Raw genomic sequence first — 26054 nt, forward strand, 5'->3', positions numbered from 1 at the left:
GGATACATGGCAGAAAAGCGGTGTCTGCACTGGCATTATCAGGCAAGCAGCGTCAGGGTCAGGCGTGTGCTGTCTTACCTGAGGCTGGCAGAGGAAGTCATCCGGCATGAACCGGGGAAAGTGAGGCAGCTGAATATAGGTAACGAGATGAAAAGGCTGGGAAAAGAGTACAGTAATATGGTCATGGCAGCATGACCATATTACCGGGGATCCCTCAGCCCCAAGGGAGAGGGAACAGATCGAGCGCGGGCTGGCCTTTCCCTCTTCTCCCAGGGGTTAGGGGACATATTGAGTGCGGGCTGGCCTTTCTCCCTCTCCCTGGGGAGAGGGCCGGGGTGAGGGGATTAAAACCTGGCATCCCCCTTGCATTACTCTTACCACAACTTATTAAACCGGCCCGCCAATGGCGGCAGGCGGGTTTAGCGGATAAAGGCGTCCTGCGGTGCGAAAGCACTGCCGGGCGCTTTTTTTTTGATTCAGGAGTGGTAATGGCTGATCCGACCGTTTCTCTTTCCCGCCGACGCTTATTACAGGCCACCGCCGTGATGGGCGGCAGCCTGCTACTGCCGGGCATCATGCAGGCCGCGTTCGCGGCAGGCTCCGACAAGCCGGAGCAGCAGACCGTGCGCGTGGGCTTTATTCCGCTCACCGACTGTGCACCGCTGGTGATCGCCGCCCTTAAAGGTTTCGATAAAAAATACGGCATTACGATTGTGCCGACCAAAGAGGCGAGCTGGGCGGCGGTGCGTGACAAACTCACCTCCGGCGAGCTGGACGCAGCACACGTGCTGTACGGGTTGCTCTACGGGCTGGAGATGGGCATCGGCCCCAAACCGCAGGCGATGGCGAACCTGATGACGCTGAACCAGAACGGCCAGGCGATCACCCTGTCGGCGGATTTACAGGAGAAGGGCATCCGCGATGCCGCCGGACTGAAAACCCTGATCGCTCAGAGCGCGCCGGGCAGCTACACCTTCGCCCACACCTTTCCGACCGGCACCCATGCCATGTGGCTCTACTACTGGCTGGCCAACGCCGGGATCAACCCCTTTGACGACATCCGCACCGTCGTAGTCCCGCCGCCGCAGATGGTGATGAACATGCGCATCGGCAACATGGTCGGATTTTGCGTCGGCGAGCCGTGGAACACCCGCGCCATTAACGATCGCATCGGCTTTACCGCCGCCACCTCGCAGGAGATCTGGCCCGATCACCCGGAGAAAATTCTCGGAACCCGTCGCGCCTGGGTGGAGCAGAATCCGCACACTGCGCGGGCGCTGGTCGCGGCAGTGCTGGAGGCTGCCCGCTGGATCGACGCCTCACCGGAGAACAAACGCGAAACCGCGCGCATCCTCGCCCGTCGCGCCTGGCTTAATACCAAAGAACAATTCCTCACTGGCCGCCTGCTGGGAGAGTACGACAACGGCGCGGGCCGCCGCTGGCAGGACGCCCATGCCATCCGCTTCTTTAACGAGGGCCTGGTTAACTACCCCTGGCACTCCGACGGCATGTGGTTTTTAACCCAGTTCAAGCGCTGGGGATTGTTAAAAACCGCGCCGGATTACACCGCTGTCGCGGCACGCATCAACCGCACCGACGTCTTCCGCGATGCCGCCGCCCAGGTCGGCGGTATTTCACTGCCGTCCTCACCGCTGCGCACCAGCACGCTTATCGACGGCACCGTCTGGAACGGCACGGATCCGCAAGGGTACGCCAGCCAGTTTGCCATTCAACGTAAAGGGGCATGACATGACACTCCCGCAGAAAAAAACCATCGTTAACCCGGAAGTCCCTCAGGGGGAAGTGATCCTCCTGCCGCCAGTGCAGGTTCGCCGCCGCCCGTCGCGCTTCAGTCGCCAGCTGCGCGACGTCGTGCAGCGCGTGGTCCCCGCTATCCTCGGGCTGGGGCTGCTGGTGATAGCCTGGCAACTGGCCGCCATCAACAGCAAAGGCTTCCCGACGCCGCTCTCGACGCTGGACTCCGCCCTGACGCTCTTTGCCGATCCGTTTTACAACGACGGGCCGAACGACATGGGTATCGGCTGGAACGTGCTGGCCTCCCTGCAACGCGTGGCGATTGGCTTTGGGCTGGCGGCGCTGGTCGGCATCCCGCTTGGTTTTTTAATTGGCCGCTTTGTCTTTATCTCGCGCATGTTCACGCCGCTGATCGCGCTACTGCGCCCGGTCAGCCCGCTCGCCTGGCTGCCGATTGGCCTGCTGCTGTTTCAGAAAGCAGAACCGGCTTCAAGCTGGACCATTTTTATCTGCTCCATCTGGCCGATGGTGATTAACACCGCCGAAGGGGTGAAGCGTATTCCTGCGGACTATCTCAACGTCGCCCGCGTGTTACAGCTCTCTGAATGGACGGTGATGCGCCGCATCCTGTTCCCGGCGGTATTGCCCGCGGTGCTGACCGGCGTGCGGCTCTCCATTGGCATTGCGTGGCTGGTGATCGTCGCTGCCGAAATGCTCACCGGCGGCGTGGGCATCGGCTTCTGGATCTGGAACGAGTGGAACAACCTCAATGTAGAAAACATTCTCATCGCCATCGTCATCATCGGCGTCGTTGGCCTGCTGCTGGAGCAGGGCCTGATGCTCATCGCCCGCCGTTTCAGCTGGCAGGATAAATAAGGAGTCGCGTATGAAACCCATTATTCAGGTGCAGGCCGTCAGTCAGCGTTTCTCCACCGCCAGCGGGGAGTTCCTCGCGCTGCAAAACGTCTCGTTTGATATTCATGAAGGGGAAACCGTCAGTCTGATCGGCCATTCCGGCTGCGGCAAATCGACGCTGCTTAATTTGATTGCCGGCATCACGCTGCCCACCGAAGGCGGGCTGATCTGTGATAACCGGGAGATCGCCGGCCCCGGCCCGGAGCGCGCGGTGGTGTTCCAGAACCATTCGCTGCTGCCGTGGCTGAGCTGCTTTGACAACGTGGCGCTGGCGGTGGATCAGGTGTTTCGCCGCACCATGACGAAAGCGGAGCGCAAAGAATGGATTGAGCACAACCTGGCGCGCGTGCAGATGGGCCACGCGCTGCACAAACGCCCGGACGAGGTGTCCGGGGGCATGAAGCAGCGTGTCGGCATTGCCCGCGCGCTGGCGATGAAGCCGAAAGTGCTGCTGATGGATGAACCTTTTGGCGCGCTGGATGCGCTGACCCGCGCCCATTTGCAGGATACGGTGATGCAGATCCAGCAGTCGCTGAATACCACCATCGTGCTGATCACCCACGATGTGGATGAAGCGGTGCTGCTCTCGGATCGCGTGATGATGATGACCAACGGCCCGGCGGCAACGGTGGGAGAAGTGCTGGCGGTAAACCTGCCGCGTCCCCGTAACCGCGTGGCGCTGGCCGAAGAGAGCCGTTATCACCATCTGCGTCAGCAGATCCTGCATTTCCTCTATGAAAAGCAGCCGAAAGCGGCGTAAGGGGCAGCGATGACGCGGCGACTGATCATCATTGGTAACGGCATGGCGGCGACCCGGCTGGCGCAGGCGCTTATCAGCCGCGCTGCGGCGCGCTTTGCCATCACAATAATTGGCGACGAACCATGCGCGGCTTATAACCGCATTCAGCTTTCCCCGGTGCTGAGCGGGGAAAAGCCCTTCGCCGATACGCGGCTGCTGCCTGCGGACTGGTACGACGCAAACCGCATTACCGTGCTCTGCGGCGAACGGGTGCTGGCGGTGGACCCTCAGGCGCGCAAGCTGCACACCAGCCAGCGGCAGCTTTCCTGGGACGAACTGGTGTTCGCCACCGGCTCGCAACCCTTTGTGCCGCCCATCCCCGGACACCACCTGCCGCACGTTTTCACCTTTCGCACGCTGGCGGATGTCAACGCCATGCTGGCAACGCGCGGGCCGGTGGTGGTGCTCGGCGGCGGCGTGCTGGGCGTCGAAGCCGCCGCGGCATTCGCCCGGCGTGGTGACAGTGTCACGTTAGCGCACCGCGCGGATCGCCTGATGGAACAACAACTGGATCGTCAGGCGGGCGAGCTGCTGGCAGCGCACCTGCGGGCGCGGGGTATCGTCTGCGAGCTGAACAGCGGCATCACCAGCATTAACGCCGCGTCGGTGACGCTGACTGACGGGCGCACTGTTCCGGCGTCTCGCGTGGTCATCGCCACCGGCGTGAAACCCAACACGTCGCTGGCGCAGGCCAGCGGCATTGCGTGCCAGCGCGGCATTGTGGTCGATCGCCAGCTACGCACGGCGCTGCCCGGTATCAGCGCCCTCGGCGAATGCTGCGAAATCGACGGCCAGACCTGGGGGCTGGTGGCCCCCTGTCTGCAACAGGCTGACGTGCTGGCCGCCCGACTGTGCGGCGAGCCGGGCGACGATTTTGCCTGGCACGACAGCGGCACGCGCTTAAAAGTCACCGGCATCGATCTGTTCAGCGCCGGTGTGGTGACTGCCGGAGCAGAGGATCAGAGCTGGCACAGCTTCGATCCGCTGTCCGGGCATTACCGTCGTCTGCTGATCCGCGACGGCCGCCTCGCGGGGGTGCTGCTGATGGGCGACTGCCGGAGCGCGGCAACCCTTACCGAACGTCTTGCCACCTCACAACCTGCCAGCCCTGACTGGCTCTTTGACCGCTTCACAACCCGGCCCCAGGCTGAAGGACAACAGACAATGACGAAACCAACGCTGGTAGTGGCAGGACATGGCATGGTCGGCCACCATTTTCTTGAACAGTGCGTGAGCCGCGATCTGCACCTGAAGTATCAGATCGTGGTGCTGTGCGAAGAGCGCTATGCCGCCTACGACCGCGTGCATTTATCGGAGTATTTTGCCGGGCGCAGCGCCGGATCCCTGTCGATGGTGACGGAGGATTTCTTTGCCCGTCACGGCATTGAATTACGGCTTGCCTGTCGGGTGGCGGAAATCGACCGTGAGCTGCGGGTGGTACGCGACGCCGCCGGGCATGAAACCCATTTCGACAAGCTGGTGCTGGCGACTGGCTCGTATCCTTTTGTGCCGCCGGTGCCAGGGCGCGATCTGCCGGGCTGCTTTGTCTATCGCACGCTTGACGATCTGGACCGCATTCGCGCCAAAGCCGCCACCGCCACGCGCGGTGTGGTGATCGGCGGTGGCCTGCTGGGGCTGGAAGCGGCAAACGCCCTGAAACAGCTCGGTCTGGAAACCCACGTGGTGGAATTTGCGCCGGGACTGATGGCGGTGCAACTGGATGCGCCGGGGGCGGAACTGCTGCGCAAGAAAATCACCGCGCTGGGCGTCGGCGTGCACACCAGTAAATCCACTACCGCGATTGTCGAAACCGCGGAGGGCATGGCGTTACAGTTCGCCGACGGCGGGACGCTGGACACCGACATGGTGGTGTTCTCGGCGGGGATCCGTCCCCAGGATGCGCTGGCGCGCGGCTGCGATCTTCTGATCGGCGAGCGCGGCGGTATTTGCATCAATGATGCCTGCCAGACCAGTGACAGTGACATCTTCGCCATCGGGGAATGCGCGCTGTGGGAGGGGAAAATCTTCGGGCTGGTGGCCCCTGGCTATCAGATGGCGCGGGTGACTGCCGCACAGCTGGCGGGGGAGAACGCGGTTTTTACCGGCGCAGACATGAGCACCAAACTCAAGCTGCTGGGGGTGGACGTGGCGTCCTTTGGCGATGCGCAAGGCCGCACGCCGGAATGCCTCAGCTATCAATGGAACGACGGCGTTAACCAGACCTATAAAAAGATTGTCGTCAGCCACGACTGCAAAAGGCTGCTCGGCGGCGTGCTGGTGGGGGATGCCAGCGATTACGCCACCCTGTTACAGATGATGCAAAACGATCTGCCGCTGCCCGTGCAGCCGGAAAGCCTGATCTTACCGTCGCTCGCGGGCAGCCCGGCGAAAGCCCTCGGCGTCGCGGCGCTGCCGGAGCACGCGCAGATCTGCTCCTGCCATAACGTCAGCAAGGCGGATATTTGCCAGGCGGTCAGCGCCGGGGCGTCTGACATGGGGGCGATTAAACGCTGCACCAAAGCGGCGACCGGCTGCGGCGGCTGTAGCGCGCTGGTGAAACAGGTGATGGAATTTCAGCTCGCCGCCCAGGGCGTGGAGGTTAAAAAAGACATCTGCGAGCACTTCGCGTATTCGCGTCAGGAGATCTACCACCTGGTGCGCGTTAACCATATTCATACCTTTGATCAACTGATTTCCCGCTACGGTCAGGGGCAGGGGTGCGAGATCTGCAAACCGCTGGTCGGCTCGGTGCTGGCGTCCTGCTGGAATGACTATTTGCGCAAGCCCGCCCATCTGCCGTTGCAGGATACCAATGACCGCTTCTTTGCCAATATCCAGAAAGACGGCACCTATTCGGTGGTGCCGCGGATGCCCGCCGGGGAAGTGACCGCCGACGGACTGATCGCCGTCGGGCTGATCGCCAAAAAATACCAGCTCTACAGCAAAGTCACCGGCGGGCAGCGTATCGATCTGTTTGGCGCGCAACTCGATCAACTGCCCGCCATCTGGCGGGAACTGGCAGACGCCGGTTTTGAAACCGGGCACGCCTACGGCAAATCCCTGCGCACCGTGAAATCCTGCGTCGGCTCGACCTGGTGTCGTTATGGCGTACAGGATTCCACCGGGCTGGCGGTGAGGCTTGAGCACCGCTACAAGGGCCTGCGTGCGCCGCACAAAATCAAAATGGCGGTATCAGGCTGCACCCGCGAATGCGCCGAAGCGCAGAGTAAAGACATCGGCGTTATCGCCACCGAAAACGGCTGGAATCTGTATGTCTGCGGTAACGGCGGCATGAAACCGCGCCACGCGGATCTCTTTGCCAGCGATATGGATGACGCCGCGCTGATCCGCACCGTTGATCGCCTGCTGATGTTCTACATCCGCACCGCCGACCGCTTACAGCGCACCAGCGTGTGGATGGATAACCTGGAGGGCGGCATCGACTATCTGCGGGCGGTGATCCTTGAGGATTCGCTAGGGCTGGGGGCAGAACTGGAGCTGGAGATGGCGCGTATCGTCGAGACGTACCAGTGCGAATGGCAGACGACGCTTAACGATCCGCAGCAGCTGGCACAGTTTACCACCTCCATTAATGGCCATGCCCCTTCCAGCGACAAACCCTGGCAGGCGATTTGCGGCGTCGAGGAGATCCCGGAGCAGGCGGGCATCGGCGCGCGTATCGGCGAGCGGCAGATCGCGCTGTTCCGCTGCGGGCAGGCGGTGTATGCGCTGGACGATGTGGAGCCGGGCTGCGAGGCGAACGTGCTGTCACGCGGCCTGATCGGTGATGCGGCGGGCGAGCCGATTGTGATTTCGCCGCTCTATAAACAGCGCATCCGCCTGCGGGACGGGCGTGCGCCGGACAACGGCGAGCCGCTGGTTCGCGCCTGGCCGGTCAAAATCGAAGGCGGCAAAGTGTGGGTGGGCAATCAGGCCCTGCTGCTGCGCGCGGAGGCATCATGACGGAAACCAGAACCACTTGCCCGTACTGCGGCGTCGGCTGTGGCGTTATCGCCCGCGTGGAGCAGGGTGACGTACAGGTACGCGGCGATGAAACCCATCCGGCAAATTTCGGGCGGTTGTGCGTCAAGGGCGCGGCGCTGGGGGAAACCACCGGGCTGACGGGACGCCTGCTGCATCCGCAGGTGGACGGCGAGCGCTGCGACTGGGATCGGGCGCTGGCCACTGCGGGCGAGCGCCTGCGCAACATCATTGATGAATTCGGTCCACAGGCCGTGGCGTTTTACGCCTCCGGCCAGCTGCTGACCGAGGACTACTATGCCGCCAACAAGCTGATGAAAGGTTTTATCGGCGCGGCGAACATCGACACCAATTCGCGGCTCTGTATGTCCTCGGCGGTGACCGGCTATAAACGCGCGTTTGGCGCAGACGTGGTGCCGTGCAGTTATCAGGATGTGGAGCAAAGCGATCTGGTGGTGCTGGTGGGATCGAACGCGGCCTGGGCGCATCCGGTGCTCTATCAGCGGCTGGCGCAGGCGAAACGGGAACGGCCGCAGATGAAAATCGTGGTGATCGATCCGCGCCGCACCGCCACCTGCGACATCGCCGATCTGCACTTATCGCTGGCACCGGGCAGTGATGCCGGGCTGTTTGTTGGTCTGCAGCATGCCATTATGCAGCGCGGCGGGGAGGTAAACGGCTTTGATGACGGGGAGCAGGCAACAGCCATTGCCGCAGACTGGCCCCTGGCGCGCGTGGCGCAGTTTTGCGATCTGCCGCTGGCGCAGGTCAGCACCTTTTTTGACTGGTTTGTGGCGGCCCCGCGCGCCATTACGCTCTACACCATGGGTATTAATCAGTCTGCCAGCGGCAGCGACAAATGTAATGCCATCATTAATGTGCATCTGGCGAGTGGCAAAATTAACCGCCCCGGCTGCGGGCCGTTTTCGCTGACCGGTCAGCCAAATGCCATGGGCGGGCGCGAAGTGGGTGGCCTGGCGACACAACTGGCGGCGCACATGAATTTTGAAGCGGCGGATCTGGCGCGCGTGGCGCGCTTCTGGGGCGCAGAAAGACTGGCGCAGACGCCGGGACTGATGGCGGTTGAACTGTTTGAGGCCATCGGACGCGGTGAGGTGAAAGCGGTGTGGATCATGGGCACCAATCCGGCGGTATCGCTGCCGGACAGCCATGCCGTCTGCCAGGCGCTGGCGATATGCCCGCTGGTGATCGTCTCAGAGGTGATGGCGGATACCGAAACCAGCCGCTACGCGCATATTCAGTTTCCGGCGCAGGCGTGGGGCGAGAAATCCGGCAGCGTGACCAACTCCGAGCGACGTATTTCGCGCCAGCGCGCCTTTTTACCGTCACCGGGCGACGCACGCCCCGACTGGTGGATAGTCGCGCACGTCGCCCGCGAACTGGGCTATGGCGAGGCCTTTGCCTGGCAGCACGCGCATGACGTATTCCGTGAGCACGCATTACTCTCCGGCTATGAAAATAACGGCACGCGGGCGTTTGATATTAGCGCGCTGGCTCACCTCAGCCGTGCCGAATGGGACGATCTGACGCCGGTGCAGTGGCCGGTGGGAAACGCGCTCGATCTGGCCCGTGGCTGGCGCGACAGCGGAAGACTGCGGCTGCTGCCGGTATCACCAGAATCCTCCCGAGCGCGGCCCGATGCGCTCTATCCGTTCATTCTTAACAGCGGACGCCTTCGCGATCAGTGGCACACCATGACCCGCACCGGCACGGTGGTGCGGCTGATGCAGCACATTGACGAGCCGCAAGCAGAACTGGCCCCGACAGACGCCGCGCGTTTAGGCCTTCGCCATGGCGATGTCGTGCGTATCAGCTCCCCCCGCGGCCTGATGGTGGCGCGGGCGACGGTCAGCGCGGCGCAGCGGCCCGGATCGCTGTTCGTACCGATGCACTGGAACGCGCTGTTCGCCCGACAGGGCAAGGTGAACGCGCTGGTAGCCCCGGTCTGCTGCCCACATTCCGGGCAGCCGGAAAGCAAACAGACCGCGGTGCGGATCAGTGCGTGGCAACCCGCGTGGCAGGGGGAGTTGTTCTGCCGTGACAACGTCACACTTCCCGCGTCGGTGCACTGGTCGCGCAAGGCGGCGGCGGTGACGCATTACACGCTGGCAGGTGAGATCCCGGCGCAGGAATGGCTGCTGCCATGGTGCGAGACGCGGGGCTGGCAGTTGCAACAGGCGCAGGCCGGCACGGCGTGGTATCTGCTGGCCTGGCACAAGGATGAACTGATGCTGGGCTTCTGGAGTGACCGGCGTTTGCCGGAGATTGAACGCGCTGTCGTGGAAGCAGCGTTTGCCTGTGCGCCGCAGACCGCCTTCGAACGCCAGGCGCTGTTAGGCGGGCAGACGGCGGATGCGCAGGCGGTACCGGGGCGTATTGTGTGCAGTTGTTATGGCGTGGGTGAAAATGCCATTAATGCGGCGATCGGCAACGGTTGTCATTCTGCCGCCGCGCTGGGGACAACCCTGCGCTGCGGCACCAACTGCGGATCCTGCATTCCTGAACTCAACGCGCTGCTGGCGCAGGCGTTATTGCCCGAAGCGACCAATTAATCCGGCGGCAGCCAGCGCTTTGCCTTTCAGCTTCGCCAGCAATTCTTCGCGGGTTAAGCCGGCGGGCAAATCGGGGGCCTGGTCGGTGGCAATCAACGTAAAGGTGTAATGGTGCGCACCGGTACCCGGTGGCGGGCAGGGGCCATACCATTTATCGGTACCGGGCGTGTTTTTACCGCCGGTGAAGTTTTTACCGTCGCGCAGATCGTTGGCCCCTATGCCGGTGGCAGACGGCGAAATGTTATAGGCCACCAGATGGGTGACGCCAAGGCCTTTCGCGCCTTCCGGATCGTGGACGATCAGCGCAAAGCTTTTGGTGTTAACCGGCGGATTACTCCAGATCAGCGCCGGGGATTCATTTTCGCCGGTGCAGTTAGGGTTGTTGTCGTTGTTCCCGGCGAAGCGTTTTTCCAGCATCGCGTTATCACCAAAGGCCGGGGATTGCAGCATAAAGAGTTCGTTGGCGCTGGCCGTGGCACCATAAAACATCAACGAACTCCATAAAGCCCATTTCAGCGTCTTATTCATGAACAGATCTCGTACGTAAGCGGTTCTATAACTGTAGTCCTGACGAAGCGGGAACGATTAAGGATTTTCCTGGAATGCGTCAGAAAGCTGAAAGGCCCGGCAAAAAACGTTAGCATTAGCCTTTATACCGCCCCACAACCCGAATCCCTGGCAGGTGAGACGTCGCTGAAGATATTGATGCGTAATGCTTTAAGATCCTTTCCGCTATTCCTGGTATTTCTGCTGCTGACAGGCGGCACCCATGCGGCACCACAAAGCTGGATGCAGCAGGCACAAAATCCCTTTGATAACGACGCCGATGGCCTGCCCGATCTGGGGATGACGCCCGCCAGCGATACGGGCGAAAAGCATCTGGCAGAGATGGCGAAAGCCTTTGGCGAAGCCAGCCAGAGCGACAGCAGTTTAAGCGCCGGGGAGCAGGCGCGGCAGTTTGCGCTGGGTAAAGTGCGCGACGCCCTGAGCGGGGAAGTGAATGAACAGGTCGAGTCCTGGCTCTCGCCGTGGGGCAATGCCAGCGTCAATGTGCAGGTAAATAATGAAGGGCGCTTCACCGGCAGCTCCGGCAACTGGTTTGTGCCCTGGCAGGATAACAACCGCTATTTAAGCTGGAGCCAGTTGGGGCTGACGCAGCAGGACGATGGTCTGGTGAGCAATGCCGGGATCGGTCAGCGTTGGGTGGCCGGCAACTGGCTGCTGGGTTACAACACCTTTTACGACAACCAGATGGAGACGCATCTGCAACGCGCCGGCGTTGGTGCGGAAGCCTGGGGGGAATACCTGCGGCTGTCGGCCAACTACTATCAACCGCTTTCCGGCTGGCAGGACGACGGCGTAACGCTGCAACAGCGTATGGCGCGCGGCTACGACATTACCGCCCAGGCGCGCATGCCGTTTTATCAGCATCTCAATACCAGCCTCAGCCTTGAGCAGTATTTCGGCGACAGCGTTGATCTGTTTGACTCCGGTACGGGCTATCACAATCCGCTCGCGGTAAAAGTGGGTCTGAACTATACCCCGGTGCCGCTGGTGACGTTAACCGCGCAGCATAAGCAGGGAGAGAGCGGCGAAAGCCAGAACGATCTCGGCCTTAAGCTCAATTACCGTTTTGGCGTGCCGCTGAAAAAACAGCTCTCCGCCAGCGAAGTGGCAAAAACCAGCTCACTGCGCGGCAGTCGCTACGACAGCCCGACACGTAACAATTTGCCGGTCGTTGAGCAGCGCCAGCGCAAAACCCTGTCCGTGTTTCTCGCCACGCCGCCGTGGGATCTGTCACCCAATGAGACGGTGGAGCTGAAAGTGCAGGTCCACAGCACCCACGGTATTCGTAATGTGGTGTGGCAGGGTGATACCCAGGCGCTGAGCCTGACGCCGCCGGTCAACGCGAAAGATCCGACAGGCTGGAGCATTATTATGCCTGCCTGGGACGCGAGTGAAGGTGCCAGCAACCGCTGGGTTCTGTCGCTAACGGTGGAAGATGAGAAGGGGCAGCGCGTTTCATCCAATGAAATCACGCTGGTACTGACGCAACCGCTGACCAGTGAGCCTGTCAACGATCCGCGCTGGGAACTGCTGCCCGCGCAATAATCAGAAAATCCGGTCCTGATGCACCCATACCGCGGCTTCGACACGGGATTTTAGCTTCATTTTTTTCAGCATATGCTTCACGTGGACTTTGACGGTGCTTTCGGTGATGTCCAGCCGACGGGCGATCATTTTGTTCGGCAGCCCCTGGGCAATAAGCTTCAGAATGTCGCGCTCGCGCGGCGTTAACTGATTGACATCCCGGTCAGAGGTGGCGCGGTTGGCGCGCAGGCTGGCAGCCAGTACCGGCGTCAGTGCTTCACTAAGTACCATTTCGCCTGCCGCGGCCTGTTGCAGCGCTTTCAGCAGATCTTCCGGCTCCATATCTTTTAACAGATAACCGTCCGCGCCGCGTTTTAATGCCGTTACCACGTCTTCTTCATGGTTCGATACGCTGAACACCACGATGCGCCCGGAGAGGGTTTTCTCGCGCAGTTTATCCAGCGTTTCCAGCCCGTTCATGCCCGGCATATTCAGATCCAGCAAAATCAGATCCGGATCTAACGCCTCGGCCAGTTCTATGCCCTGTTCGCCATTACTGGCTTCGCCAGCTACCGTGATGTCATTTGCCATGCTGATGAGCTGTTTAACGCCGGTGCGCAGCATCGGATGATCGTCAATCAGCAGGATGGTGGCGGGTTCCGGATTAGTCATCGTTATCTCCTGGTCGTGATGAGAGAAGCTTTTCAGGTATAAAGGTGATTATCACTTCAGTTCCACCGGCCTCCCGGCGGCGGATCACGCAGTCACCGCGCAGACTCTGGGCGCGGTCACGCATGATAATCAGGCCATAGTGGTTGGTACGTTCGGCATGTTCCGGGATGCCGCACCCGTTGTCGGTGATGCACAACGTCACCCGCTGCGCCTGCTGGGTTACCGAGACGGTCACTTCCGTAGCCCTGGCGTGTTTAAGGGCATTGCTCAGGGCTTCGCGGGCAATTTGCAGCAGATGGATCGCCTGGTGCGACGGCACAAAGCGCGGCGGCAACTGGTAATCCAGTTTCACCGGGAAACCAAAACGCGCGCTGTATTCCTCACAGCTGGCGTGCAGCGCCGGGCGCAGACCCGCTTCAGTCAGCTGTAGGCGGAAGGTGGTTAACAGCTCCCGCAGCTGCGCCCATGAGGTATTGAGTTCATTGCGTATCTGCCCCAGCAGTTGCTGGCTGCTTTCCGGTAGCGTGTCGCCCTGCATTTGCAGACAGCTGACCTGCATCTTCATGCAGGAGAGCGACTGGGCGATGGAGTCATGCAGTTCGCGCGCGATGGTGGCGCGTTCTTCCATCACCATCAACTGCTGCTGGCGCTCCTGATGCCGCTCCAGCGCCAGCGTGGCGGTGAGCTGTTCCACCAGCGTGTCCACCAGTTGTTGCTGATCGTGGCTAAGATGGCGGCCCGGCGGCAGCTGTGCCAGCAGCAGACCGTACTGCAAATGGGCATCCGCCAGCCGCCACTTGAGGGTTATACCCCCAGGTGGGGACGCCTGCTGGCTGCGTGGGCAGAGACTGCAGCCGATATTGTCGCAGCTGACATCGGACTGGCAGGTGAATTCCTGATGGTTGGCTTCATCTTCCATGTCGTAAATACGCAGTTCGATGTCGTGCAAGAGCGTCAGGCTTTGCAGGCCGTTAAGTACCGGCGAGATGCGCTCGCACATCGGGATCTGCGAATGCAGGCGGCGGTTGGCCTGCCACAGAAACGACAGGATCTGATTTTTTTGCTCCAGACCGGCAGTTTTCTCCTGCACCCGCTGCTCCAGTACCGCATAGCTTTCTGCCAGTTCAGCAGACATGTTGTTCAGCGCCATGCCGAGCGTCGCCATTTCGTTGCGGCCACTGATATTCGCCCGGCGCGTGAAGTCCCGCTGACTCACGGCGCGCGCCATGCGCAGCAACTGATGCCAGGGCCGCAGCAAACGCGCGCGTAACCAGAGAATAGTAAATACCAGCAGGCAGCCCATCACCGCCGCCATCGCCCACTGTAAAATGACCACGCGCTCAATGCGCTGTTCGGTGCTGTGGTCGAAAGCGGTGACCAGCGTATCAATGCGCGCCACAAAGGTGGCAATTTCCGCCGAGACTTCCTGCGGTTCACGGGCGCGTTTCAGACCTGGCTCGACATCGCTGTGCCAGAAGTTTTGCAGGGCAATGAGCTGGGCTTTTTGATCGTCCCGCGCGGCAGCCTGCGCCAGCTCCGGGCTGAACGCCGTCTTCGCCATTTCGTCAAGCAGCGGCTGATCGTCGGCGGTCAGCGGGATCGCCGCCAGCAGGCGATAGCTCTGCATACGCAGCGAACCGGCCTTATTAATGGCATGCGCACTGCCCTGAACGCCCTGCGCCAGCGAGCCAGAAATCGCCATGCCGGTCACGCCGATAACGGTGGACAGCAGCATGATCAACGCCAGTTGATTTACCAGCGTCAGGGGAGAAAACAGGCGTTTAAACATTGTCAGGGCAGCTCCAGACCTGTGGCAGGTGCGAGTGAGGCGGTATTGTCGGACATCCCCTGGAGTATACCCATACCTAAAAAGAGTTACCTCTTTATTGCCCGTTATAAATGCCGTCCATCCATGCATGTGCCGAATACCTTCAGCGCTGTGAAAAACCACACTATTTTTAGCGGTTTTACGTGCCTATTAGGGAGTAGGGCGATTTTTAGCGCCGCAGACCGCCGACTTTTCCTTTGATTTATATCAACTTAAGCGCCGCTGCAAACCCTAAGGTGGCAGACGTTGAATCTATTATCAGAGGTGTCTATGAGTCACTCTTCCGTTCCTGAAAGGACGACCGGGTCCGTCATTACCGAATGGCGTCCGGAAGATCCTGCTTTCTGGCAACAAAAAGGTCATCGTGTGGCGAGCCGCAATTTGTGGATCTCCGTACCTTGCCTGTTGCTGGCGTTTTGCGTGTGGATGTTGTTTAGTGCGGTCGCGGTAAACCTGAATAAAGTGGGTTTTAATTTTACGACCGATCAGCTGTTTATGTTAACCGCGCTGCCGTCCGTCTCCGGGGCGTTGCTGCGTGTGCCTTATGCGTTTATGGTGCCGATCTTTGGTGGCCGCCGCTGGACGGCGTTCAGCACCGGCATCATGATCGTGCCCTGCGTCTGGTTAGGGTTTGCGGTGCAGGATCCGACCACGCCGTTCAGTATCTTCATCATCATTGCGCTGCTGTGCGGTTTTGCCGGGGCAAACTTTGCGTCCAGCATGGCGAACATCAGCTTCTTCTATCCAAAAGCGAAGCAGGGCGGTGCGCTGGGTATTAACGGCGGTATGGGCAACCTTGGCGTGAGCGTGATGCAGCTGGTGGCACCGCTGGCGATCTCCATGTCCATTTTCGCGGTGTTCGGCGGCACGGGTGTTGAGCAGGCTGACGGCTCGCATATCTATCTGGAAAACGCCGCGTGGATTTGGGTGCCGTTCCTGGTGGTCTTCACCCTCGCAGCCTGGTTCGGTATGAACGAACTGGCGACCTCAAAAGCCTCGCTGCGCGCCCAGTTACCGGTGCTAAAACGTGCGCATCTGTGGATCCTCGGCTTCCTCTATCTGGCGACCTTTGGCTCGTTTATCGGCTTCTCTGCCGGTTTTGCGATGCTGGCAAAAACCCAGTTCCCGGACGTTAACGTGCTGCATTATGCCTTCTTTGGCCCGCTGATCGGCGCCATTGCCCGTTCCTGCGGCGGCGCGCTGTCTGACCGTCTGGGCGGAACCCGTGTGACGCTGGTGAACTTTATTATGATGGCAATTTTCAGCGCCTTGCTGTTCCTGACCTTGCCGACCGCCACCAGCGCCGGTCATTTTGGAGCCTTCTTCGGCGTGTTTATGGCCCTGTTCCTCACCGCCGGGCTGGGCAGTGGTTCCAGCTTCCAGATGATTTCGGTGATTTTCCGTAAGATGACCGCCGAGCGCGTGAAAGCGCAGGGCGGGGATGATGCGCAGGCGCTGCGCGAAGCGGCAACTGACACTGCTGCCGCGTTAGGCTTTATTTCGGCGATTGGCGCGATCGGCGGCTTTTTTATTCCGAAGGCGTTTGGTACCTCGCTGGCGCTGACCGGCTCGCCTGCCGACGCCATGAAAGTGTTCCTCGTGTTCTATGTCGCCTGTGTGATCATCACCTGGGCGGTGTATGGCCGTAATTCTAATAAAAAGTAAGTACTGTTGATTATCCTTGCGCGGCCTCGCCGCGCTTTTTTTTGCCCGCTCTATAGTTACAACATACTCTGTGCTGATACCCCCTGGCACCGTGCGCAAACGTTGCGCGGCGTCACAGTGTGAAATCGTCTACCCCCTAATACCCCGCAGGGCTGAATAATCACGGTAAAGACAGGGTTAATTGATAAAAAACCTTTTCATACAATAAGTTAGTGAAATTTCAATTATTCCACTTTGGTGGTATGCGGCTTTTTAACCCCTGAGCCTAAGCCGGTATGCCTTGATCATCATCAATTCCCGCCCTCATTCAGCGCGTTACCTTCGCCGCAACTTGCAGCAATGTCGATTTACCAGAGAGCCGCACAGGCTCCTTACAGGAGAAACCCGATGAGTAAATTCCTGGACCGGTTTCGCTACTTCAAACAGAAGGGCGAAACCTTTGCCGATGGGCATGGCCAGATTCATGAATCAAACCGGGACTGGGAGGACGGATACCGTAACCGCTGGTCGCATGACAAAGTGGTGCGCTCCACGCACGGTGTAAACTGTACCGGTTCTTGCAGCTGGAAGATTTTCGTTAAGAACGGCCTGGTCACCTGGGAAACCCAGCAGACTGACTATCCGCGTACCCGTCCGGATATGCCGAACCACGAACCGCGCGGCTGCCCGCGTGGGGCGAGCTACTCCTGGTATCTCTACAGCGCGAACCGTCTGAAATACCCGCTGATGCGTAAGCGTCTGATGAAACTGTGGCGTGAAGCGAAAACCCGTCACAGCGATCCGGTGAATGCCTGGGCGTCAATCATCGAAGACGCGGAGAAAGCCAAAAGCTTTAAACAGGCGCGTGGACGCGGCGGCTTTGTGCGCTCCTCCTGGCAGGAAGTGAACGAGCTGATCGCCGCCTCTAACGTTTATACCGTCAAAACCTATGGCCCTGACCGTGTGGCGGGCTTCTCGCCGATCCCGGCAATGTCGATGGTGTCTTACGCCTCGGGTGCGCGTTATCTGTCGCTGATTGGCGGCACCTGCCTGAGCTTCTATGACTGGTACTGCGACCTGCCGCCGGCGTCCCCGCAGACCTGGGGCGAGCAGACCGACGTGCCGGAATCCGCCGACTGGTATAACTCCAGCTATATCATTGCCTGGGGCTCTAACGTGCCGCAGACCCGTACCCCGGACGCGCACTTCTTTACCGAAGTTCGTTATAAAGGCACCAAGACCGTAGCCATTACGCCCGACTACGCGGAAATCGCCAAGCTGTGCGATCTGTGGCTGGCCCCGAAACAGGGTACCGATGCCGCGATGGCGCTGGCGATGGGCCACGTGATGCTGCGTGAATTCCATCTTGATAACCCAAGCCAGTATTTCACCGACTACGTGCGTCGTTACACCGACATGCCGATGCTGGTGATGCTGGAAGCGCGTGAAGGCTACTACGCCGCAGGCCGTATGCTGCGCGCCGCCGATCTGGTAGACGCGCTCGGTCAGGAAAATAACCCGGAATGGAAAACCGTTGCCGTTAACGACAACGACGAACTGATCGCGCCGAACGGCTCCATCGGTTACCGCTGGGGCGAGAAAGGCAAGTGGAACCTTGAACAGCGTGATGGCACGACCGGCGAAGAAGCGCATCTGCGCCTGAGCATGCTCGGCAATCACGATGAGATCGCCGAGGTTGGCTTCCCGTACTTTGGCGGCGACGGCACCGAGCATTTCAACAGCGTGGCGCTGGATAACGTACTGACCCACAAACTGCCGGTCAAACGACTGCAACTGGCCGACGGCACCACCGCGCTGGTGACCACCGTTTACGATCTGACGCTGGCGAACTATGGTCTGGATCGCGGTCTGGACGATGCCAATTGCGCCACCAGTTACGACGAGGTGAAAGCCTATACTCCGGCGTGGGCCGAGCAGATCACCGGCGTGCCGCGTGCGCAGATCATTCGTACCGCCCGTGAGTTTGCCGATAACGCTGATAAAACCCATGGCCGTTCGATGATTATCGTCGGTGCGGGTCTGAACCACTGGTATCACCTCGATATGAACTATCGCGGCCTGATCAACATGCTGATCTTCTGTGGCTGTGTCGGTCAGAGCGGCGGCGGCTGGGCACACTATGTCGGCCAGGAAAAACTGCGTCCACAGACCGGCTGGCAGCCGCTGGCGTTTGCCCTCGACTGGCAGCGTCCGGCGCGTCATATGAACAGCACCTCGTACTTCTATAACCACTCCAGCCAGTGGCGCTACGAGTCGCTGACCGCGCAGGAGCTGCTCTCCCCGCTTGCAGACAAATCCCGCTACAGCGGTAACCTGATCGACTTTAACGTTCGTGCCGAGCGTATGGGCTGGCTGCCGTCTGCGCCACAGTTAGGCACTAACCCGCTGCGCATCGCTGCTGACGCGGAAAAAGCCGGGATGAGTCCGGTGGATTACACCGTGAAAGCCCTGAAAGAAGGCACCATTCGTTTCGCGGCAGAACAGCCGGAAAACGGTAAAAACCATCCGCGCAACCTGTTCGTCTGGCGTTCCAACCTGCTGGGTTCTTCCGGTAAAGGCCATGAATACATGCTGAAGTACCTGCTGGGTACCGAGCACGGTATTCAGGGGCTGGATCTCGGTCAGCAGGGCAGCGTGAAGCCAGAAGAAGTGGAGTGGGTGGATAACGGACTTGACGGCAAGCTGGATCTGGTGGTGACGCTGGACTTCCGTCTGTCGAGCACCTGCCTCTATTCCGACATCGTGCTGCCAACCGCCACCTGGTACGAAAAAGACGACATGAATACCTCGGATATGCATCCGTTTATTCATCCGCTGTCTGCGGCCGTCGATCCGGCGTGGGAGTCTAAAAGCGACTGGGAAATTTACAAAGACATCGCAAAATCCTTCTCTGAGGTGTGCGTTGGCCATCTCGGGAAAGAAACGGATGTCGTGACGTTACCGATCCAGCATGACTCTGCCGCTGAACTGGCGCAGCCGCTGGACGTGAAAGACTGGAAAAAAGGCGAATGTGACCTGATCCCAGGGGAAACCGCGCCGCACATTATTCCGGTTGAACGTGACTACCCGGCCACCTGGGAGCGCTTCACCTCCATCGGTCCGTTGATGGAGAAAATCGGTAACGGCGGCAAAGGTATCGCCTGGAATACCCAGAGCGAAATGGATCTGCTGCGTAAGCTCAATTACACCAAAGCAGACGGCCCGGCTAAAGGCCAGCCGATGCTCAACACGGCGATTGACGCGGCGGAAATGATCCTCACCCTGGCCCCGGAAACCAACGGCCATGTGGCGGTAAAAGCCTGGGCAGCGCTGAGCGAATTTACCGGTCGTGATCATACGCATCTGGCGACCAATAAAGAGGAAGAGAAAATCCGCTTCCGCGATATTCAGGCTCAGCCGCGCAAAATTATCTCAAGCCCCACCTGGTCGGGCCTGGAAGATGAACATGTGTCTTATAACGCGGGTTACACCAACGTGCATGAGCTGATCCCGTGGCGTACCTTGTCCGGCCGTCAGCAGCTGTATCAGGATCATCAGTGGATGCGTGACTTCGGCGAAAGCCTGCTGGTGTACCGTCCGCCGATCGATACCCGTTCGGTAAAAGCGGTGATGGGCAAGAAATCCAACGGTAATCCGGAGAAGGCGCTGAACTTCCTGACGCCGCACCAGAAATGGGGCATTCACTCTACTTACAGCGACAACCTGCTGATGCTGACCCTGTCACGCGGCGGCCCGATTGTCTGGATGAGTGAGAGCGACGCCAAAGACCTGGGCATCGAGGATAACGACTGGATCGAAGTCTTCAACAGCAACGGCGCGCTGACGGCGCGTGCGGTGGTGAGCCAGCGTGTACCGTCCGGCATGACCATGATGTATCACGCGCAGGAACGTATTGTGAACCTGCCAGGCTCGGAAATTACCGGTCAGCGCGGCGGCATTCATAACTCTGTCACCCGCATCAGCCCGAAACCGACCCATATGATCGGCGGCTATGCGCAGCTGGCCTACGGCTTTAACTATTACGGGACGGTTGGCTCTAACCGCGATGAATTTGTCGTCGTACGTAAGATGAAAAACATTAACTGGCTGGATGGCGAAGGCAACGACCAGGTACAGGAGAGCGTAAAATGAAAATTCGTTCACAAGTCGGCATGGTGCTGAATCTTGATAAATGCATCGGCTGCCACACCTGTTCAGTCACCTGTAAAAACGTCTGGACCAGCCGTGAGGGGATGGAGTACGCGTGGTTTAACAACGTGGAAACCAAACCTGGCATCGGCTATCCCAATGACTGGGAAAACCAGGAAAAATGGAAGGGTGGCTGGATCCGTAAAATCAATGGCAAAATTCAGCCGCGCATGGGTAACCGTGCGACACTGTTAGGTAAAATCTTCGCCAACCCGCATCTGCCGGGGATCGACGATTACTACGAGCCGTTTGATTACGACTATCAGCACCTGCATACCGCACCGGAAAGTAAACACCAGCCGATCGCCCGCCCGCGCTCGCTGATTTCCGGCGAGCGCATGAACAAAATCGAGCATGGTCCGAACTGGGAAGAGATCCTCGGCGGTGAGTTTGAAAAACGCGCCAAAGATCAGAACTTCGAGAACATGCAGAAGGCGATGTACGGCCAGTTCGAAAACACCTTCATGATGTACCTGCCGCGTCTGTGCGAGCACTGCCTGAACCCGGCGTGCGTCGCGACCTGCCCGAGCGGGGCGATCTACAAGCGTGAAGAAGATGGCATCGTGCTGATCGACCAGGACAAATGCCGCGGCTGGCGCATGTGCATCACTGGCTGCCCGTACAAGAAGATCTACTTCAACTGGAAGAGCGGTAAATCCGAGAAGTGCATTTTCTGCTATCCGCGTATTGAAGCGGGTATGCCGACCGTGTGCTCTGAAACCTGTGTGGGCCGTATCCGTTATCTGGGCGTGTTGCTGTATGACGCGGATGCCATTGAACAGGCGGCGAGCACCGAGAACGAGAAAGATCTCTACCAGCGTCAACTGGACGTGTTCCTCGATCCGAACGATCCGGCGGTGATCGCTCAGGCGCTGAAAGACGGCGTGCCGCAGAGTGTTATCGACGCGGCGCAAAACTCGCCGGTGTATAAAATGGCGATGGACTGGAAGCTGGCGCTGCCGCTGCATCCAGAGTACCGCACGCTGCCGATGGTCTGGTATGTGCCGCCGTTGTCACCGATCCAGTCTGCTGCCGATGCGGGCGAGCTGAGCAGCAACGGTATTCTGCCGGATGTTGACAGTCTGCGTATCCCGGTGCAGTACCTGGCGAACCTGCTGACCGCTGGCGACACCCAGCCAGTATTGCTGGCGCTGAAACGTATGCTGGCTATGCGTCACTTCAAACGTGCTGAAACCGTGGACGGCGTGCTGGACACCCGTGCCCTGGAAGAGGTAGGGCTGACCGAAGCGCAGGCCCAGGAGATGTACCGTTATCTGGCCATCGCCAACTACGAAGATCGTTTCGTGGTGCCGTCCAGCCATCGTGAGCTGGCGCGTGATGCCTTCCCGGAAAAAAGCGGCTGTGGTTTTACCTTTGGCGATGGCTGCCACGGGTCTGACAGCGCCTTTAACCTGTTCAACAGCCGTCGCATCGATGCTGTCGATGTGACCAGCAAAACGGAGCCGCATCCATGATCGAACTGGTGATGATTTCCCGCCTGCTGGAGTACCCGGATGCTGCCCTGTGGCAGCATCAGCAGGAGTTATTTGATGGCTTTGCCTCCTCGGAACATCTGGAGAAAAGCGACGCTGAAGCGCTGAGCAGTTTTCTGCGTGAACTGACGCAGCAGGATCTGCTGGACGTGCAGTCCCGCTACAGCGAACTCTTTGATCGTGGCCGCGCCACCTCGCTAATGCTGTTCGAGCATGTGCACGGTGAATCCCGCGATCGGGGCCAGGCGATGGTGGATTTGATGGCGCAGTATGAGCGCCATGGTCTGCAACTCGACAGCCGCGAGCTGCCGGATCATCTGCCGCTGTATCTGGAGTATCTGGCGCAGTTGCCGAAAGAAGAGGCGCTGGGCGGCTTGCAGGACATCGCCCCGATCCTCGCGCTGTTAAGTGCGCGTCTGCAACAGCGTGAAAGTCCGTACGCGGTGCTGTTTGGGGTACTGCTGAATCTGGCAAATACCACTATCGACAGCAACAAAGTGGCCGAGAAAATCGCTGGCGAAGCGCGCGACGATACACCGCAGGCGCTGGACGCCGTGTGGGAAGAAGAGCAGGTGAAATTCTTTGCTGAACAGAGCTGTGGCGAGTCAGAAATCAGCGCCCATCAGCGTCGTTTTGCGGGGGCTGTCGCTCCGCAGTATCTGAATATTTCTAACGGGGGGCAGCAATAATGCATTTCCTGAATATGTTCTTCTTTGACATCTACCCGTATATCGCGGGGACCGTGTTCCTGGTCGGCAGCTGGCTGCGCTATGACTACGGGCAATACACCTGGCGGGCAGGCTCCAGCCAGATGCTGGATCGTAAGGGCATGACGCTGGCGTCTAACCTGTTCCATATCGGTATTCTCGGCATTTTTGCCGGGCATCTGCTGGGGATGCTGACGCCGCACTGGATGTATGAGTCCTTCCTGCCGATTGACGTGAAGCAGAAGATGGCGATGATCGCCGGCGGTGCTTGTGGCGTGCTGACGCTGGTGGGCGGCCTGCTGCTGCTCAAACGCCGTCTGTTCAGCCCGCGTATTCGCGCCACCACCACCGGAGCGGATATTCTGATCCTCTCCCTGTTGATGGTGCAGTGCACGCTGGGTCTGCTGACTATTCCGTTCTCCGCGCAGCATATGGACGGCAGCGAAATGATGAAGCTGGTGGGCTGGGCGCAATCCGTGGTGACGTTCCACGGCGGGGCGTCTGCGCATCTGGACGGCGTGGCGTTTATTTTCCGTCTGCATCTGGTGCTGGGCATGACGCTGTTTGTCCTGTTCCCGTTCTCGCGGCTGGTACACATCTGGAGTGCGCCGGTCGAGTATTTAACGCGGAAGTATCAGGTGGTGCGCGCGCGTCGCTAAGACCGCGTTCGCGCTATTTAAACCCCGCTTCGGCGGGGTTTTTTGTTTTTGCCGGATGGCGGCTACGCCTTATCCGGCCTACAGGCAAAATTTATGGGGGATACTCGCAGGCCCGGTAAGCGCAGCGCCACCGGGCAAAAAGCATACTGTCGGTGTTTGGTTTTTTTGAATGAGAGGAGAGAGAGATGGTGGTGGGGGAAGGATTACTCGGCGCTAAAGCGCCTCGCCCTTCGGGTCGTTGCCTGCGGCAATGCGTTCTCGCTGGCGCTCGAATCGAACACCTTAGTCGAAGCTTCTCATCCTTCCCTGTAAGGAGATCAGATGATAATCGTGCTGTCGTTGGAATTGGTCGCGAAGGAGAAGATGGTGGTGGGGGAAGGATTACTCGGCGCTAAAGCGCCTCGCCCTTCGGGTCGTTGCCTGCGGCAACGCGTTCTCGCTGGCGCTCGAATCGAACCTTAGTCGAAGCTTCTCATCCTTCCCTGTAAGGAGATCAGATGATAATCGTGCTGTCGTTGGGATTGGTCACTAAGGAGAAGATGGTGGTGGGGGAAGGATTCGAACCTTCGAAGTCGATGACGGCAGATTTACAGTCTGCTCCCTTTGGCCGCTCGGGAACCCCACCACGGGGTAATGCTGATACTTGAGATTACTTGAAGATATGGTGGTGGGGGAAGGATTCGAACCTTCGAAGTCGATGACGGCAGATTTACAGTCTGCTCCCTTTGGCCGCTCGGGAACCCCACCACGGGGTAATGCTGGTACTGGCCTGCCTCCGCTGGGGAAGCGGGGCGCATCATATCAAATGACGCGCCGCTGTAAAGCTTTCCTTTCGTGAAACTGAATCGTTTGCCTGCTTTTTATGCGTAGTGCAGCAATGCTAAGCAATTCATTTCATTACGGCTTACAGAATAATGGTGCGGTTGCCGTAAACGAACACGCGCTGCGCCAGCACCTGATACAGTGCACGGCTCAGTACGTTCTTCTCGACATCGCGACCGGCACGCATCATATCTTCAGCCGTATAGGTGTGATCGACGTGGATCACGTCCTGCATGATGATCGGGCCTTCGTCCAGATTGTCATTCACGTAGTGTGCCGTTGCGCCAATAATCTTCACGCCACGCTCGTAGGCCTGATGGTATGGACGGGCGCCAATAAAGGCAGGCAGGAACGAGTGGTGAATGTTAATGATCTTGTTCGGGAAGCGCGATACGAAGGTTGGCGTCAGAACGCGCATGTACTTCGCCAGCACCACGTAATCCGGCTGATGGGCTTCGATCGCTGCGGCCATGAGTTCGTCGTGGGCTTCGCGGGTATGACCTTCATGACTTACCAGCTCAAAAGGAATATCAAAGCGCTCAACCAGCGTGCGCAAGGTATCGTGGTTACCGATAACCGCCGCAATTTCAACATCCAGCCCGCCGTAATTGGCCTTCATTAATAGATCGCCCAGGCAGTGCGCTTCTTTGGTCACGAGGATCACCACACGACGACGGCCAGCGGGCGTCAGTTCACGGACTGAGCCTTCCGGCAGCGCGCTGTCGAGATCCGCAAGCAGGGTGGCATCATTGAAGATGCCTTCCAGCTCGGTGCGCATAAAGAAGCGACCGGTGCGGTGGTCAACAAACTCGTTGTTTTGCACGATGTTCAGTTCGTGCTTGTAACAAATATTGGTGATGCGCGCGATGAGACCTTTCTGGTCGGGACAAATAGTGCGCAGTACTTTACGTTGTAATGAGTGCATTGCCGCGAAAATCCTGTTGAGTTTGCATAAGGGTGATGCTGGGTTTATATCCCGCAACACTTTTTGAATTTTTTTCCTGACCCGCATGGGCAGGGATCGTTACGGCCAAAGAGTGGGCGCGTGCCGTCGATATAATACCACTGACCGTTTTCCTTCAGAAAACGTGAACGTTCAATGATAGCGCCGGGTTTGCCCTGTTCGCTAAAGCGCGCCACAAAGCTGACAAAGCCCTCGTCCGGGGTGGCGCCTGCCTCCTGCGCATAAATCGTCAGCCCATGCCATTCCGTTTGCGCAAATCCATTCTCAATGTCCTGGCGAAACGCAGCGGCGTGGCATGACGGGTGCCAGGTTTTGATCAGGTAATCGGCGTTTTTTAACACAAATGCGGTGTAGCGAGAGCGCATAAGGTGTGACGGATCCGGTGCAACCTGCTCACCAGACACATAACGTGCGCAACATGCGCTATACTCCTGAGCGCAACCGCAGGGACAAGGTTGAGACAAAATCGTTATCCTGGAATAATAAAGGCGCAACGGCGCATGGGTACTTCTATGTTAACCGAGCGATAGCCTTGATGCTATGGCTGGACGCCGGGGATGTAAACAAACGTCATGAGTAAAGGTGAAGCTGGACTGGCGATACCCAACAGGGTCGTCAGAGGTTTAATCAACGATTTAGGGCGTAAAAGGTTTAGTCGCGAGGCATTAAGGTGTACTTTGTTGCCCCTGGCGGCGTCGCAAAGCTGTGCAATCCTCTTTCAGGTCTTCCTGCATCGGTTTACACGCAACGGCATTCCCGACAACGTATCCGACGTTTTGCTAACCCTATGAGGTTCACTTGTCTCCGCCAGTTGTGTTATGCGGCGCGGTGAGCTTTTGTGTAAGGCAGCCGGAACTAAACGGGCTTCGCACTGAAAGCGCTTACTTTTTGTGCGGTTAAGCGAAAAATATATTCGATGACTTCAGGAAAATCTGACAGGCG

Annotated in this window: 16 protein-coding genes, 2 tRNA genes, 2 other RNA genes and 1 pseudogene; 12 read left to right on the top strand and 9 right to left on the bottom strand. The window is 59.0% G+C overall.

What is annotated here, in order from left to right:
• The 6 genes and pseudogenes from KW828_RS15035 to KW828_RS15060 form a co-directional block, all read left to right on the top strand.
• A pseudogene (locus KW828_RS15035) lies at nucleotides 1–195 on the top strand (IS4 family transposase); the annotation flags it as partial.
• 293 nt (nucleotides 196–488) lie between these two features.
• A complete protein-coding gene (locus KW828_RS15040) occupies nucleotides 489–1748 on the top strand; it encodes a CmpA/NrtA family ABC transporter substrate-binding protein (RefSeq protein WP_218337085.1) in 1260 nt (419 codons plus the stop codon).
• Nucleotide 1749: 1 nt separating this feature from the next.
• Nucleotides 1750–2631, top strand: coding sequence for a nitrate ABC transporter permease (gene ntrB, locus KW828_RS15045; RefSeq protein WP_218337086.1), 882 nt, complete (start codon nucleotides 1750–1752; stop codon nucleotides 2629–2631).
• 10 nt (nucleotides 2632–2641) lie between these two features.
• Nucleotides 2642–3430: an ABC transporter ATP-binding protein gene (locus KW828_RS15050; RefSeq protein WP_218337087.1), complete on the top strand. Its 789-nt coding sequence runs from the start codon at nucleotides 2642–2644 to the stop codon at nucleotides 3428–3430.
• Nucleotides 3431–3439: 9 nt separating this feature from the next.
• Entirely contained in the window at nucleotides 3440–7432 is a 3993-nt protein-coding gene (gene nirB / locus KW828_RS15055) for a nitrite reductase large subunit NirB (RefSeq protein WP_218337088.1), read from the top strand.
• Nucleotides 7429–10023 (top strand): nitrate reductase, encoded by a 2595-nt coding sequence (locus KW828_RS15060; RefSeq protein WP_218337089.1) that lies wholly within the window; start codon nucleotides 7429–7431, stop codon nucleotides 10021–10023. Before nirB ends, KW828_RS15060 begins: the two co-directional genes overlap by 4 nt.
• Here KW828_RS15060 and KW828_RS15065 read toward each other — a convergent pair.
• Complete coding sequence (locus KW828_RS15065; RefSeq protein ID WP_218337090.1) at nucleotides 10000–10551, bottom strand: YbhB/YbcL family Raf kinase inhibitor-like protein; 552 nt, start codon at nucleotides 10549–10551, stop codon at nucleotides 10000–10002. The two genes, KW828_RS15060 and KW828_RS15065, sit on opposite strands and share 24 nt — an antisense overlap.
• Nucleotides 10552–10728: 177 nt before the next feature.
• On the opposite strand from KW828_RS15065, the gene KW828_RS15070 reads away from it, so the two are divergent.
• Entirely contained in the window at nucleotides 10729–12135 is a 1407-nt protein-coding gene (locus KW828_RS15070; protein ID WP_218337091.1) for a YchO/YchP family invasin, read from the top strand.
• On the opposite strand, the gene narL is transcribed toward KW828_RS15070, so the two are convergent.
• Nucleotides 12136–12786, bottom strand: coding sequence for a two-component system response regulator NarL (gene narL, locus KW828_RS15075; RefSeq protein WP_218337092.1), 651 nt, complete (start codon nucleotides 12784–12786; stop codon nucleotides 12136–12138).
• Nucleotides 12779–14575: a nitrate/nitrite two-component system sensor histidine kinase NarX gene (gene narX, locus KW828_RS15080; RefSeq protein ID WP_218337093.1), complete on the bottom strand. Its 1797-nt coding sequence runs from the start codon at nucleotides 14573–14575 to the stop codon at nucleotides 12779–12781. Before narX ends, narL begins: the two co-directional genes overlap by 8 nt.
• A gap of 309 nt (nucleotides 14576–14884) precedes the next feature.
• On the opposite strand from narX, the gene KW828_RS15085 reads away from it, so the two are divergent.
• The 5 genes from KW828_RS15085 to narI all read left to right on the top strand — a co-directional run bounded on the left by KW828_RS15085 (nucleotide 14885) and on the right by narI (nucleotide 23326).
• Entirely contained in the window at nucleotides 14885–16279 is a 1395-nt protein-coding gene (locus KW828_RS15085; protein ID WP_218337094.1) for a NarK family nitrate/nitrite MFS transporter, read from the top strand.
• Between the two features lie 387 nt (nucleotides 16280–16666).
• Nucleotides 16667–20410, top strand: a complete 3744-nt coding sequence (locus KW828_RS15090) for a nitrate reductase subunit alpha (RefSeq protein WP_218337095.1) — start codon at nucleotides 16667–16669, stop codon at nucleotides 20408–20410.
• Complete coding sequence (gene narH, locus KW828_RS15095; protein ID WP_218337096.1) at nucleotides 20407–21942, top strand: nitrate reductase subunit beta; 1536 nt, start codon at nucleotides 20407–20409, stop codon at nucleotides 21940–21942. Before KW828_RS15090 ends, narH begins: the two co-directional genes overlap by 4 nt.
• On the top strand, nucleotides 21939–22649 hold the full coding sequence (gene narJ / locus KW828_RS15100) for a nitrate reductase molybdenum cofactor assembly chaperone (protein WP_218337097.1): 711 nt from the start codon (nucleotides 21939–21941) through the stop codon (nucleotides 22647–22649). The genes narH and narJ overlap by 4 nt, the downstream gene beginning before the upstream one ends.
• Nucleotides 22649–23326, top strand: a complete 678-nt coding sequence (gene narI / locus KW828_RS15105; protein ID WP_218337098.1) for a respiratory nitrate reductase subunit gamma — start codon at nucleotides 22649–22651, stop codon at nucleotides 23324–23326. Before narJ ends, narI begins: the two co-directional genes overlap by 1 nt.
• A gap of 186 nt (nucleotides 23327–23512) precedes the next feature.
• Here narI and KW828_RS15110 read toward each other — a convergent pair.
• From KW828_RS15110 to KW828_RS15135, 6 genes are all read right to left on the bottom strand, one after another.
• Nucleotides 23513–23647: non-coding RNA, RtT sRNA (locus KW828_RS15110), on the bottom strand.
• Nucleotides 23648–23690: 43 nt separating this feature from the next.
• Nucleotides 23691–23823, bottom strand: a non-coding RNA gene (locus KW828_RS15115) — RtT sRNA.
• Nucleotides 23824–23866: 43 nt separating this feature from the next.
• Nucleotides 23867–23951 (bottom strand) — tRNA-Tyr (locus tag KW828_RS15120).
• Between the two features lie 37 nt (nucleotides 23952–23988).
• Nucleotides 23989–24073, bottom strand: a tRNA-Tyr gene (locus KW828_RS15125).
• 157 nt (nucleotides 24074–24230) lie between these two features.
• Nucleotides 24231–25073, bottom strand: a complete 843-nt coding sequence (purU, locus tag KW828_RS15130; protein WP_218337100.1) for a formyltetrahydrofolate deformylase — start codon at nucleotides 25071–25073, stop codon at nucleotides 24231–24233.
• Nucleotides 25074–25117: 44 nt separating this feature from the next.
• Nucleotides 25118–25576, bottom strand: a complete 459-nt coding sequence (locus KW828_RS15135) for a YchJ family protein (RefSeq protein WP_218337101.1) — start codon at nucleotides 25574–25576, stop codon at nucleotides 25118–25120.
• Between the last annotated feature and the right edge of the window lie 478 nt (nucleotides 25577–26054).

It is taken from the genome of Enterobacter sp. ENT03, assembly GCF_019218745.1.
In the GTDB taxonomy this organism is placed as follows: Bacteria; Pseudomonadota; Gammaproteobacteria; order Enterobacterales; family Enterobacteriaceae; genus Enterobacter_D.

Excerpts from the sequence above, each read along its gene's own strand:
- KW828_RS15040 (WP_218337085.1), top strand. The coding sequence starts at position 489 with ATGGCTGATCCGACCGTTTCTCTTTCCCGCCGACGCTTATTACAGGCC.
- ntrB (WP_218337086.1), top strand. The coding sequence starts at position 1,750 with ATGACACTCCCGCAGAAAAAAACCATCGTTAACCCGGAAGTCCCTCAG.
- KW828_RS15050 (WP_218337087.1), top strand. The coding sequence starts at position 2,642 with ATGAAACCCATTATTCAGGTGCAGGCCGTCAGTCAGCGTTTCTCCACC.
- nirB (WP_218337088.1), top strand. The coding sequence starts at position 3,440 with ATGACGCGGCGACTGATCATCATTGGTAACGGCATGGCGGCGACCCGG.
- KW828_RS15060 (WP_218337089.1), top strand. The coding sequence starts at position 7,429 with ATGACGGAAACCAGAACCACTTGCCCGTACTGCGGCGTCGGCTGTGGC.
- KW828_RS15065 (WP_218337090.1), bottom strand. The coding sequence starts at position 10,551 with ATGAATAAGACGCTGAAATGGGCTTTATGGAGTTCGTTGATGTTTTAT.
- KW828_RS15070 (WP_218337091.1), top strand. The coding sequence starts at position 10,729 with ATGCGTAATGCTTTAAGATCCTTTCCGCTATTCCTGGTATTTCTGCTG.
- narL (WP_218337092.1), bottom strand. The coding sequence starts at position 12,786 with ATGACTAATCCGGAACCCGCCACCATCCTGCTGATTGACGATCATCCG.
- narX (WP_218337093.1), bottom strand. The coding sequence starts at position 14,575 with ATGTTTAAACGCCTGTTTTCTCCCCTGACGCTGGTAAATCAACTGGCG.
- KW828_RS15085 (WP_218337094.1), top strand. The coding sequence starts at position 14,885 with ATGAGTCACTCTTCCGTTCCTGAAAGGACGACCGGGTCCGTCATTACC.
- KW828_RS15090 (WP_218337095.1), top strand. The coding sequence starts at position 16,667 with ATGAGTAAATTCCTGGACCGGTTTCGCTACTTCAAACAGAAGGGCGAA.
- narH (WP_218337096.1), top strand. The coding sequence starts at position 20,407 with ATGAAAATTCGTTCACAAGTCGGCATGGTGCTGAATCTTGATAAATGC.
- narJ (WP_218337097.1), top strand. The coding sequence starts at position 21,939 with ATGATCGAACTGGTGATGATTTCCCGCCTGCTGGAGTACCCGGATGCT.
- narI (WP_218337098.1), top strand. The coding sequence starts at position 22,649 with ATGCATTTCCTGAATATGTTCTTCTTTGACATCTACCCGTATATCGCG.
- purU (WP_218337100.1), bottom strand. The coding sequence starts at position 25,073 with ATGCACTCATTACAACGTAAAGTACTGCGCACTATTTGTCCCGACCAG.